This is a genomic window from Pandoraea bronchicola (assembly GCF_902459805.1).
GTDB lineage: Bacteria > Pseudomonadota > Gammaproteobacteria > Burkholderiales > Burkholderiaceae > Pandoraea > Pandoraea bronchicola.
In genome coordinates this window covers 73,046-85,497 of the sequence record NZ_CABPST010000009.1, presented here as the reverse complement: position 1 = coordinate 85,497, position 12,452 = coordinate 73,046, and the positions used below count along the sequence as shown (strand labels likewise).

General features: G+C 65.8%; 9 protein-coding genes. 5 read left to right on the top strand and 4 right to left on the bottom strand.

Annotated elements, in window-relative coordinates; all coding sequences use genetic code 11:
• Positions 1-64 precede the first annotated feature (64 nt).
• Complete coding sequence (locus tag PBR20603_RS16525) at positions 65-1,393, top strand: MFS transporter (protein ID WP_217425973.1); 1,329 nt, start codon at positions 65-67, stop codon at positions 1,391-1,393.
• A 75-nt stretch (positions 1,394-1,468) separates the two neighbouring features.
• Here PBR20603_RS16525 and PBR20603_RS16520 read toward each other — a convergent pair whose 3' ends face one another.
• From PBR20603_RS16520 to PBR20603_RS16505, 4 genes are all read right to left on the bottom strand, one after another.
• The gene (locus tag PBR20603_RS16520) at positions 1,469-4,231 is read right to left on the bottom strand and encodes an ATP-binding protein (protein ID WP_150560599.1); all 2,763 of its coding nucleotides are present in this window, start codon (positions 4,229-4,231) and stop codon (positions 1,469-1,471) included.
• The gene (locus tag PBR20603_RS16515; RefSeq protein ID WP_246174785.1) at positions 4,228-4,992 is read right to left on the bottom strand and encodes a response regulator transcription factor; all 765 of its coding nucleotides are present in this window, start codon (positions 4,990-4,992) and stop codon (positions 4,228-4,230) included. Before PBR20603_RS16515 ends, PBR20603_RS16520 begins: the two co-directional genes overlap by 4 nt.
• Positions 4,993-5,412: 420 nt before the next feature.
• Positions 5,413-6,714, bottom strand: coding sequence for a UDP-N-acetylglucosamine 1-carboxyvinyltransferase (locus PBR20603_RS16510; protein ID WP_150560597.1), 1,302 nt, complete (start codon positions 6,712-6,714; stop codon positions 5,413-5,415).
• Between the two features lie 232 nt (positions 6,715-6,946).
• Complete coding sequence (locus tag PBR20603_RS16505; RefSeq protein WP_246174763.1) at positions 6,947-7,747, bottom strand: GntR family transcriptional regulator; 801 nt, start codon at positions 7,745-7,747, stop codon at positions 6,947-6,949.
• A 314-nt stretch (positions 7,748-8,061) separates the two neighbouring features.
• On the opposite strand from PBR20603_RS16505, the gene PBR20603_RS16500 reads away from it, so the two are divergent.
• Genes PBR20603_RS16500 through PBR20603_RS16485 form a run of 4 tightly spaced genes read left to right on the top strand, consistent with a single transcriptional unit; the run spans position 8,062 to position 12,231 of the window.
• Complete coding sequence (locus PBR20603_RS16500) at positions 8,062-8,298, top strand: DUF3311 domain-containing protein (RefSeq protein ID WP_150560596.1); 237 nt, start codon at positions 8,062-8,064, stop codon at positions 8,296-8,298.
• Positions 8,295-9,773, top strand: coding sequence for a sodium:solute symporter family protein (locus PBR20603_RS16495; protein ID WP_150560595.1), 1,479 nt, complete (start codon positions 8,295-8,297; stop codon positions 9,771-9,773). The genes PBR20603_RS16500 and PBR20603_RS16495 overlap by 4 nt, the downstream gene beginning before the upstream one ends.
• Positions 9,770-10,960, top strand: coding sequence for an amidohydrolase family protein (locus tag PBR20603_RS16490; protein ID WP_150560594.1), 1,191 nt, complete (start codon positions 9,770-9,772; stop codon positions 10,958-10,960). Before PBR20603_RS16495 ends, PBR20603_RS16490 begins: the two co-directional genes overlap by 4 nt.
• Positions 10,957-12,231 carry an MFS transporter gene (locus PBR20603_RS16485; protein ID WP_150560593.1) on the top strand — a complete coding sequence of 425 codons (1,275 nt, stop codon included), beginning with the start codon at positions 10,957-10,959 and terminating at the stop codon, positions 12,229-12,231. Before PBR20603_RS16490 ends, PBR20603_RS16485 begins: the two co-directional genes overlap by 4 nt.
• Positions 12,232-12,452 lie beyond the last annotated feature (221 nt).

Here is a 12,452-nt window from a genome sequence, read left to right as displayed (position 1 = left end):
GTCCCGCTGCCCTCTCGCGGGGGCCGGCAATTGGCCGGAACTCGCGGACACCCTGGAGACTTCCATGACAACGTATTCCAATACCAGCGACGCGCGCGAAGCGGCGGCCACCACCGGAAAGTCGCGCAGCAACAAGGGCCGTCTCGCCACGGCCAGCATGGTGGGCACCACGCTCGAGTGGTACGACTTCACCGTCTACAACACGCTCGCGGCGCTGGTTTTCAATCATCTCTTCTTCCCGTCGCTCGATCCGCTGGCCGGCACCATTCTCGCCCTGTCGACCTACGCCGTGGGCTATGTCTCGCGACCGCTCGGCGGCTTCGTTTTCGGCAATCTAGGCGACAAGATCGGCCGGCGCGCGGTGCTTGTGCTGACGCTCGTCGTAATGGGCGTGACCACCGGTCTGATGGGCGTGTTGCCGACGTACGCGTCGATCGGTATCTGGAGCCCGGTGCTGCTCGTCGCCCTGCGTTTCGTGCAAGGTGTGGCGCTCGGCGGCGAATGGGCCGGTGCCGTGTTGCTTTCGGTAGAGCATGGCGATCAGCGCAAGCGCGGCCTGAATGCTTCGTGGACGCAGGTCGGCCCGTCGTTCGGCACGCTGCTCGCAACCGGCCTCATTGCGCTCATCACATTGTCTGTTTCGCCCGATGACTTCCTGGCATGGGGCTGGCGCGTGCCGTTCCTGCTGAGTCTCGTGCTGGTGGCCTTCGGCCTGTGGGTGCGGCGCGGTGTGGAGGAAACGCCGATGTTCGAAGAGATGCAGCATTCGGACCGTCAGGCAGAAATGCCGATTGCCGACGTCTTCCGTTCTCACTGGCGCAATCTTCTGGTGGCTGGCGGATCGCGTATCGGCTCGGATGTGCTCTATGCGTTGATGGTGGTGTTCACGCTGACGTATGTGACGGGCACGCTGCATCTGTCGCGTCCGCTCGCACTCACGGCGGTGCTGGTCGGCACGGCGTGCAATGCGCTGACAGTGCCCCTGTTCGGCGCGCTCTCGGACAAGCTGGGCCGCCGGCCCGTCTACGGTTTCGGTGTGCTGTGCGCGGCGATCTGGGCGTATGGATTCTTCGTGCTGCTCGATACGGCCAATCCGGCGCTGATCGTGCTGTCGGTCGTCATCGGATTGGTCATCCACGCGATCATGTACGGCCCGCAGGCGGCCTTCGTCACCGAGCAATTCCCGACGCGTGTGCGTTACGCCGGCTCGTCGCTGGCGTATACGCTCGCCGGCATTCTCGGCGGCGGCTTCGCGCCGCTCATCATCGTGAGCTTGTACAAGGAGTTCGGCACGACGGTCTCAGTTTCCCTGTACGTCACGGCGGCGCTCGCTGTCACGGCCATCGCGCTGCTCGCCGCGCGCGAGACGGCGCACAAGCCGCTCAGGGACTGAACCGGTATCGGACTCACGACCATCATCTGAACAGCGGCACGCTCCAGGGCGTGCCGCTGTAGTCTGTGCCGCGGTCTATGCAGTCACCTCTGCCGACGAGGCGGCGCACAACTCACTCAGCCCGGCCAGATCGCCGCGCTGCGCGAGTTGATGGACGTGTCGCGCAAAGCCATCGAACTGCGGTGCCTGATCGCTAAGTCGTCGCGCCCAGTCCATCAGATCGGTAATGGCGCCCATGGCGATCAACTGCCGGGCCTGCAACAGATGCTCGCGCGATGGGCGTAGCAGCGGCATATCGTCCGCTGGGTTCGCATCGCCGCGCTGCGCGGCGCCAGCGAGCGCGTCGTCGCGATGCAGGTCGAGCAGGCGGGCGAGTGCATTGCGCAGATCGGCCAATTCGATCGGTTTGAGCAGGCAGGCATCGTAGCCGCTGCCCGCGACGATCTGCGGCGACGCCGAGATCGCCAGTACCGGTACCTCGGGCCAGCGGCCACGTGTCGCGCGAGCCACGGCGAGGCCGTCGGCGTTGGGCATCATGTGGTCGGTGATGACCAGATCCGGTCGTGTCTGCGCCGGATTGTCCAATGCGGCGATGAGTGCCTCTCCGTCGGTGAACATACGCACCGTGAAGCCCAGACTCGCGAGTTCGTCGTGCAGGAACTGGCGGATCTCGGGTGAATCTTCGGCGAGCCAGAGATGATGTCCGCTGCCATCGAGTGGCGGCAGGGCATGGGTCGCGCCCGCGAACGACTGCGGCACGAGATCTGCCTCGCGCGCCAGGCGCAGTGGCAGCGTGAATGCCACGCGCGTGCCGACGTCCGGCGTGCTGTCGAGCGTGATGGTGCCGTCCATGCGCTCGACCCACTGCTGCACGATGGCAAGCCCGAGACCCACACCTGGCAAGCGTCGCGCCCGGTCGAGCCGCGCGAACGGTTCGAAGATGCGAGACAGATCGTCTTTCGCCATGCCGCAGCCGGAGTCCTCCACCGCGAAGCGCACATGCACGATGCCGGCGCGCGTCGGGTCCGGTGTGGCCGAGAGCGATAGCGAGATCGTGCCGTTCGCGGTGTACTTTGCGGCATTGTCCAGCAGGTTGCCGAGCACCTGACGCACGCGCTTGGCGTCGAATGCGAGCAGCGGGGGCAGCGATGGACTCACATCGAGCAGGAAGACGTTGTCATGCTTGCGCGCGAGACTCATGCCTTCGTGCACCATGCCGTCGATGAACGCATGGGTGTAGACCGGCGCGACTTGCAACGCGTCGGCTGTGCCGCCGCCCGCATACTCGATCAGATCGTTGACCATGGCGAGCATATGGTGCGCACTGCGTCGGATGATGCGCCCCCGGTCGGCGTCTTCGCGACCGCCGGACTGCACCAGATCGGCAAAGCCGATGATCGAAGTCAATGGCGTGCGCAGATCGTGGCTGATGCGTGCGAGGAAGTCGTTTTTCGCGCTGTTGGCCTCGTCTGCGGCGATGAGGGCGGCCTGCAACTCGCGGGTGCGCGTGTCGACGGCGTTGGCGAGCCGCGCCTGCTCCTCGCGACGCGCCTGGAGCAACGCATGCTGCGCCGCGCGCTGTTTGCGCACGAGTTCGCGCGAGCGTCCGGCAACGATGATGGTGAGCATGAGCAGCACGGAAACGTTCGCACTCCATCCCAGCGCTGCGTTGGCGATCCAGTCTTCCGGCAGCAGGCCGTTGATGATCGCCAGTCGCCAGAACAGCACGGCGCAGCCGGGCGAGAACGAGAGCAGGCAGAGCCGCGCATTGGCGGAGCCGCGCCGCCAGCCATCGATCAGCGATACGACCCAGATGACGTTGAATACGGAGAGTAGTTGCAGGTGCGTGAAGGCGGCGGTCCGGTGATCGCCGAACGCGACCCACACCGTCATGCCCGCCATGACGCCGATCATGGCGCGATATGTCCAGCGCCATAGCGTTACGCGGCGAAGTACGGTGAAGTTCAGCACCATCGCGCTGAAGAAGCCCGCAGTCATCGGCGAAAAGAAGCTGGGCGCGCGCACGATGAATTCGCCGCCCTGCGGCAACAGGAAGCGATACAGGTAGCCCTGAAACGCCATGTCTTGCGCAATCTGCGTCACCGTGGCGAGTGCGAGCAGCAAGAACACCTTGTCGCGCCGGGCGATGCCGAGCACGAAGGCGTAGAGCGCGATGGACATCATCGAGCCGGCGAGCAGCATGGCGATCATCACGTTACGCGATTCGATGACGCGGAAGTCGTCGGGACGCCAAAGCTGCGGCACGATGCTGACCGAGGAGCGTGTTTCGACCCGTACGAGAAACGTCAACCGGTCGCCGGGGGCGAGCGTGATGGGGAATACGGAGGTTTCCGACACGATCGGGTGGCGCTTGAGCGGCACGGTATGGCCCGCAAGCCAGGTGACGGTCGGTTGCGTGCTACCGGCGGGCATCGAGTAGAAGCGCACGTCCTCGAGCCGCACGATGCCGACGCTCAACCAGCGTGTGACCGATTCCTTGCCGAGGTTGGCAACGCTGCCTTGCAGCCAGAACGCCGAGCGGCTGTAACCGGGGTTGAGCATGCTCGGGGTGACGTCGCGCCAGCCGGGGGCGGCCAGGGCCTGCGTGGCGTCGAGGCGCGCGGAGGGATCTTCCAGCAGACGCAGTTGCGTGTCGAGCTTGAGCGGTGAGGGTGCGCTCGCGAGGTCGATGGGCGAGGCCGGTGAGTTCGCGGCCGGAGCAGCAAAGGCAATGGCACCGTGCAGCAGCAGCGTCAGGAAGACGGCGGTCAGGGTGAGCCAGGCAACGAGAGGCCGGCGCAGCCCTGGCGCCGGTGTATCGAACAGCACGACACTCATGGTGAGGGGGGCGCTCCGGCAGTGTCGGGCATGGGCGTGAGGGGAGCGCCAAGCTCGCGAAAACCGCTCGGCGGCATGCCGAAGCGCTCGCGAAACGCCGTTGCGAAATTGGCAGCGCTGCCGAATCCGACCGCACCGGCAATGTCCTGCACGTCGAGCGACGTCTCCGCGAGCAGACGGCGCGCTTCCTTCATGCGTTCCTCGCGCAGGAAGTCGAATACCGTCACGCCGACACAGCGTCGAAACGCGAGATTCAGACGACGCGTGTTGGTGCCTACCGCGCTGGCGAGGCCAGCGAGTTCGGGCGTGGCGTCAAGCCGGTCGAGCAGCAGCGCGCGCGTGGCGCGAAAGAGGACGGCGTCGAGCGTGTGCGCTTGCACCGGCAGTGGCGCAAGCTTGCTGCGCTCGCTCGCGGGGCCTGGCAGCGGCGCAGGGGCCGTGGCTTTGAGGTGGATCGACAGCCGCAGGCGCACTTCCTCGAAGTCGTATGGCTTAGCGACGTAATCGACCGCGCCCGCAGAGAGTCCGGCGACGCGCTCGCCGGGCAGGGCGGCGGCCGTCAGGAAGATCAGCGGGATGTGGCGAGTGCCGGGGTCGGCCTTGAGCAGGCGGCAGGCGCCGAGCCCGTCGCACACGGGCATGCGGATGTCCATGAGGATCAGATCGGGCTGCACCGTGCGGGCCTTCGTGTAGCCGTCGCGGCCGTCCTGCGCTATATAGACGCGACAACCCTGCTGACTGAGGAAATCCATCAGCAGCATGCGGTCTTCCTGATTGTCGTCGACGACAAGCACTCGCACGCCCGATAACTGACGGGCATGCGGCGAGGCGGGCCAATCGTTGTCCGGCGCACGGGGGGTGGACGTGGCGAGCGGTTGCGGAGGCGGGGGGCGATGGCTCATGATGGTCGACATTCTTTCATATTCGCCGGACCGCGCTTCACCGTTGCGGCGCCGATGCCGGCGCTCGCGAAATATTTTTCCGCCGAGCAAAGGTTACGTGCCGTCGGGCAAAGGCGAGGCGATTGCTGACGAGACTGGCTCAGGTAAGGTCGGCCGTCGGGTTCGCTGGGGTGAGGACCGGTGCGCGGGCGATCGGGGGGTCGTCTGCCGTCGGCGTGCCCCGTCTGGCGAGCCCGGCCCCCCGGGAGGGGAGCCGGTCGTCGGCGCTAAGCGGCTGACTTACTCGGGCGTCGACCAGACGACGTTCGCGCCCACCGAGCAGAGGTTTTCGACGAAGCGCGGATGTGCGCGCCGGATCGGTTGGGCGTTCTTGATGGTCGACTGACCGTCGATGCTCGCCGCGACCATCAGCAGCGCAATCGCCACGCGGATGATGTACGGACTCTCCACGACAGCCGGCGAGAGCGGCACGCCGCCGAACGTGATGAGGCGATGCGGATCGGACTGGAACACATGCGCACCGAACTTCGACAACTCGGTCGACCAGCCCATGGCGCCGTCATACACCTTGTTCCAGAACATCGCACTGCCTTCTGCTTTCACGCCCAGCGCGATGAAGATCGGCAGCAGGTCGACCGGGAAATACGGCCACGGTGCGGCTTCCACCTTCGTCAGGATGTTCTGCGTGAAAGGCGCCTGCACCTTGAGCTTGCCTGGCGCGGTGGCTGTCGACCAGCCGTCGCGGTGCTCGACCTTGACGCCGAATTTGGCGAATGTCCGGTCGATCAGCGGGAACTGGTCCGGTGCTGTGTTCTTGACCGTGATTTCGCCGCCGGTGATGGCGCCGAGCGCCAGGAACGTGGTGATCTCATGGAAGTCTTCCGCGAAGCGGAATTCGCCGCCGCCGAAGCGTTCCACACCTTCGATGGCGAGCTGCGAGGTGCCGACGCCTTCGACGGGCACGCCCAGCATCTGCATGAAGCGGCAGAACTCCTGCACGTGCGGCTCCGACGCCGCGTTGTTCAGTTGCGAGCGGCCCTTGGCCGATGCCGCGCACAGCACGAAGTTCTCCGTGGTCGTCACCGACGCGTAATCGAGCCAGTGGTGGATCGCGGGGCGCGCTTCGTCGGCATGGATGAGCAGCGACCCTTCGGTGCGCTCGACGCGTCCGCCGAAATGGCGCAGCACTTCGATATGCGGATCGATCTCACGCACACCGAGCGTGCAGCCTTTGATGTTGTCTTCGATACGCGCGACGCCGAACCGTGCGAGCAGCGGCGGCACGAGCATGATCGACGAGCGCATTTCTTCCGGCAAATGGTCGGTGCGCGGATCGAATTTCGTATTTCGATGATGGACGTCGAGCGTGCCGGCTTCGAAATCGACGCTCACGTCGCTGCCGAGCTGACGGAAGATATCGAGGATCTTGCGAACGTCGGTGATCTCGGGCACGCCGATGAGGCGCACCGGCTGATCGGTGAGCAGCGTGGCGCAAAGCACCGGGAGAACGGCGTTCTTGTTGGCGGAGGGGGTGATGCGGCCGCGCAGGGGCTGGCCGCCGTGAACTACCAGATGGGACATGGGCTTCCTTCGGGCTTCGTGCCTTCGTGCGTCAAGCGGGGGCGGGGGCGAAAGTGGCAGGCGGGCCGCAGCCCGTTGCAAACAGGCGAAATATACCCCTGAATGCGGGGTGTGTGCCATGCGACCCCCATGCCCGTGGTGGGATTGCCGCGCCGCTTGACGGGCGACAGCCCGCAGTGTCGGCACTGCCGGCGCTACCTTCGCTACCGGCACTACCGGATTGCCGCAAGCGTCAGGACGCTGCGCCCGCAAAGGCCTCGGCGAAGATGGCGCGGAAGTCCGGTGTCTCGGCGGCGGCGGCACGGGTGAGCACCCGGCCTTCAAGTTCATCGAGATGCGCCGCCGCAAGGGCAATGGCGGCTTGTGTCTTGCCTTCACGCAACTGGCCGACGAGCTGGGCGTGCTCCGTCGGTGCACAGTGCATGAACTCCGCGGGGTCGTACAGCGCTTTGTAAAGCTCGGTCTTGGCGACGAGCTGGCGCGCGAACGCATCGAGTTCGGCGCTGCCGGCCATGCCGATCAACTTCAGATGAAACTCACCCGCGAGGCGAATCGAGCGCTCGTGCGTACCGTCGGCATGCGAGCGGGCTTCCGTCGCGACGTGTTCGTCGAGCGCGGCGAGCTGCGACGCGCTCAACTGTCCGCAAATGCTCGCGATCACCCCGGTTTCCAGCACGCGCCGTGCGCGGTAAGTCTGGCGGATGTCGTCGAGCGACGGCTGCGGCACGAACGCTCCCCGGTTGGGTTCAAGCACCAGCTTGCCCTCGAAGCCGAGCCGGGCAAGCACCTTGCGCACTGCGCCGCGCGTGCAGTCGAATGCCTGCGCCAGATTGCGCTCGCGCAGCGGCATGCCCGGCCGGAGCTTGCCCGAGAGCAGCGCCTGCGAGATCGTCAGATAGACGCGCGCCTCGATCTGCTGACCCGCGCTGCCCGATGCGCCGTCGCCGCCGGCCGGGAGATCCGGGGCCGTATCGAGCGTTGCCTCGGTGCGGGACGCGTCGCGCGGCGACGCCGGTGCTGCGGTGCGGCTCAAGCCTGATCTCCTTGAAAGTCGCGGTTCACGTAGATGTGGGGCGCATTGTACCCGGCCCCCTCGATCTCCCGGTTCCCCCTCCCGGAAAACCCTCGGTTTCGGCCCTCTCGGTATCGCGATCTTGCATTTCGGCAAATCGTTACCGATAATGGTCAACAAAAATGGTTAACCATTTATTTGTGTTTGGTTGATGATATGGCAAATCGACGCGAAGTGCCAATCTCCGGACACGGACGAAGTGGCCAAGCCATTGGGCCGGCGGCGAACCTGTTCGCGTGGCCGGCCGTTGATTCCTTTCTGGGTCTGGAGACGTCATGAAACCTGTGCATTGCCTGGCTGCGCTTCCCATCGCAGCCTTTTACAGCGGCGGCTGGCTCGCCGAACACGTGGGCACCCGGCTGGCTGGGCTGCCGTTCCTGATGACGTGGAATATCGTCTGGTTGCTGCTCACGTCGGTGGTGATGGTCGTGATGTTCCGTTTTGACGGATCGCGCGAGGCATCCAGCGCCCCGGCGAAGGATCTGCGCGAACACGACGGAGCTGCATCATGAATGCCGCGCTGGCCGTTATCGCGGCGTTTCTCGCATTTGCGCTTTTCGTGGGATTGCGCGCACGGCGCGGCCGCACGATGAGTCTGGAACAGTGGGCCGTGGGCGGCCGTGGCTTCGGCACGCTGCTCGTCTTCCTGTTGATGGCCGGGGAAGCCTTCTCGACGTTCACGTTCCTTGGCGCGAGCGGATGGGCTTACAGCAAGGGGCCGCCCGCGTTCTACATCCTCGCCTATGGCGCACTCGCCTACCTGCTCGGCTACTGGATGTTGCCGGCGGCGTGGCGGCATGCGACGCGGCATGGCTGCGTGTCGTTCTCGGACTTCTTCGCCACGGCGTATCGTTCCCGTGCCCTGGGGGTCGTCGTCTCGCTGGTCGCGGTGCTCGGCATGACGGCGCTGCTCATCATTCAACTGCGCGGGCTGGGCATCATTGTGTCGGAGTCCTCGTACGGCACGATTCCGCCCGCCGTGGCGATCTGGTGCGGGGCCATCGCGATGGTGCTGTACATCACGGTGTCGGGCATTCACGGCTCCGCGAGCATTGCGATCTACAAGGACATTCTGATTCTCGTGATCGCAGTGTTCCTCGGCCTCTATCTGCCGCTGCACTACTTCGGCGGTTTCGGCGAGATGTTCGACCGCATCGAGGCGGCGCGTCCGGGCTTCCTGCAGATGCCCACCAGCGGCCTGACGCTGTCCTGGTACAACTCGACAATCCTGCTCACGTCGCTCGGTTACTACCTGTATCCGTACGTGTTCACGTCGGTATATGCGGCCAGGAGCGAGAGCGCCGTGCGTAAAAACACGATTCTGATGCCGCTGTATCAGATGGTCATTGCGTTCATGTTCTTCGTGGGCTTTGCCGCGATTCTGCAAGTGCCGGGTCTTACCGGGACGGATTCGGATCTGGCGTTGCTGCGTATCGTGAAGCAGACATTCTCGCCGTGGTTCGTCGGGGTGATCGGCGGCGTCGGGGTGTTGACCGCGCTCGTGCCGGGCTCGATGATTCTGCTCAATGCGTCGACGCTGATCGCGAAGAACATCTACCGTGACGGCTTTGCGCCGCACGCCAGTGAGGCCTTCGTGGGCAAGCTCGCCAAGCGCGTGCTGCCGGTCTTCGGGCTGGTCGCGGTGTGCTTCGTGTTGCGTGGCGGTGCAACGTTCGTGGCGCTGGCGCTCTTCGCGTCGAGCTTGCTGACGCAACTGTTCCCGTCGTTCGTGTCCAGCTTGCTGCCGCGTCCGTTCGGCAACAAGTACGGTGCGTTTGCGGGTATCGGTGCGGGCGCTGTCGTGCTGGCTGCGGCCGTGGGGTTCGACGTCAATCTGCGCACGCTGATGCCCGGGGCACCGGATACCGTGGGGTCGATCAACATGGGTCTCGTGGCGCTCGCGGTGAATGCGGTGACGTTCGTAGGGGTGAGCTTGCTCACGCGCTCACGCAGCGCTGCTACGGAAATCAACTTGAGGAAGGCATGACAACACTGGACATACGCAACGCACGCGGGCTCGATGGCGCGCCGGTCGAGGTGCGCGTCGAGAACGGGCGGATCGCGGCGATCGCGCCGTCGTTACCTGTCGCACAAGATAACGCCACCCGTCAGATCGATGCGCGCGGTGCGTTGCTGCTCCCCGGTCTGGTGGAGTCGCATACGCATCTGGACAAGACCGTGTGGGGCATGCCGTGGTACGTCAACGAGTGCGGCTCGCGGCTGATCGATCGCATCGACAACGAACGCCGCTGGCGCGCCGAGAGCGGGCACGATGCGGGGGCAGCGTCGCTCGCGCTTGGGCGTGCGTTCCTCGCGGCAGGCACCACGCGGTTGCGCACGCACGTCGATATCGATACCGAGGCGGGTCTGCGCCATCTCGATGGCGTGCTCGCTACGCGCGACACGCTCGCGGACAGGCTCGACATGCAGATCGTCGCCTTTCCGCAGTCCGGTGTGCTGGACCGCGACGGCACGCTCGCCTTGCTCGACGACTCGCTCGCGCGCGGGGCCGATGTACTGGGCTGGCTCGATCCGTGCGCCATCGACCGCGACCCGGTGGCATCGCTCGACGCCATGTTTGCGCTGGCCGACAAGCACGGTTGCCCTGTCGATATGCATCTGCACGAACCGGGCGAGATGGGTGTGTTTTCACTGGAGCTGATGCTCGAGCGCATTGTCGCGCTGGGCATGCAAGGCAAGGTCGTCGTGTCGCATGCGTTTTGCCTGGGGGAACTGGAGGCGGCGCGTGCGGATACCTTGCTCGCACGTCTGGCGGATGCCGGTGTCGCGCTGATTACGATGGCGCCGCCGTCGCGCATCGTGCCGCCACTCATGGCGTGCCGTCGCGCGGGCGTTCCGCTCGCGGGGGGGAACGACGGCATTCGCGACACGTGGACACCGTACGGCACACCCGACATGCTCGAGCGCGCCATGATGATCGGTCTGCGCTACAACCTGCGCCGTGACGACGAGTTGGAGATCGCGCTCGATTGCGTTACCCATCAGGGGGCGAGGGCTTGCTGGTTCGACGACTATGGGCTGCATGCCGGGGCGCGCGCCGATCTGGTGCTGGTCGATGCGATGAATGCCGCGCAGGCTATCGTCACGCGAGCGCCGCGGCGCTGGGTGGTGGCGAACGGTCACGTCGTGGTGAGCGAGGGTGTTGAGGTATGACCCTTTGGCTGGCCATCGTCGCGGTCGGGTTGACGCTGCGGCCGACGCTGACGTCCGTCAGTCCGCTGTTGCCGCAGATCCGCGAGGCGACCGGGATGACCTATCCCGTGGCGGCGTTGCTCACCTCGTTGCCGGTACTCGCGATGGGCGCGGGTGCCTTTGCTGCGAACGGATTGACGCGCCGTTTCGGTGAACGTCGTGGCGTGCTGCTCGGATTGGCGGCGCTTGCGCTGGCCTGCGGCGTACGTTTCGCGGCCGACGATACCGCGACGATGATTGCCACGGCGCTGGCGTCGGGCGTCGGCATCGCGATCATTCAGGCGTTGCTGCCCGGTGTGGTGAAGGCGCACTACAGTGCCGCACGCATGACGGCGATGATGGGTTTGTACTCGGCGGCGCTCATGGGCGGCGGCGGGCTCGGGGCGGCGGCAAGTCCATGGGCGGCGTCCGAGACGGGGGACTGGCGCGTCGGGCTGGGCATGTGGTTTTCGGTCGTTTGCGTGGCGGCGATTGCCTGGTGGCGCGCGCCGTTAGCGCGGTCTGCGGCGGAACCGGCGGTGGCCGCGGCGACGACGTCAGCAGACCTGCGGGCGGCGTGCCGGGGGGCGAGTGAGCGCGTTGCGTATGCTGCCGGTGGGGCGCCGTCGATGCTCGAACTGCTTCGCAAGCATCGCGCGTGGACGCTTGCCGTCTACTTTGGTCTCATCAACTGCACCTACACGACGATGGTCGCGTGGTTGCCGCCGTTCTATCAGCAGCACGGCATGAGCGCGACGCGCAGCGGCGCACTGCTGGCGGCGCTGACGGCATGTCAGGTGGTCGCGGCACTGACGTTGCCGTGGCTTGCCCGCCGTAACGTCGATCGCCGGCGCTGGCTGACGCTCGCACTCATGGCCACGCTCGGCGGACTCGTGGGGTTGGTGGCTGCGCCACAGGCTGCGCCTTGGGCGTGGATCGGTGCCATCGGGTTCGGGTTGGGCGGTACGTTCTCGCTTGGGCTCGTACTGGCGCTCGATCACCACGCGCATCCGCGTCACGCCGCCGCGCTCGCGGCATTCATGCAGGGCGTGGGTTTTTGCATCGCGGCACTGGCGCCGTTCGGTGCCGGCGCGGTGCTGGCGGCGACAGGGAGTTTCGTTCCGTCATGGACCGGGCTCATCGTCCTCAACGTGGCGCTGATCGCATTGACGTGGCGCTTCGATCCGGCAGGGTATGCGTCGGCACTCGGCTTGTCGCGCGACGCACACGGCGGCCGTCATCAGCGCGCCTGATGCGTGTGACGCAGGATCCGCGCGACTCACACAAAACGCGCGTTGCGCACGCGAGACAGGTATCGCGCAGGCAAAATTCATGCGAGACCGTACGCAATCCGCGCTAAGATGATCCATCATGTGATGTCGCAGCGGGGCTTCGGCGCGAGACCGTTGTTCCCGGCCCGGCCGGCCTGCGTGGCCCGGGTGGCTGTGTGCTGCCAGATACCAGGGGAGAACGG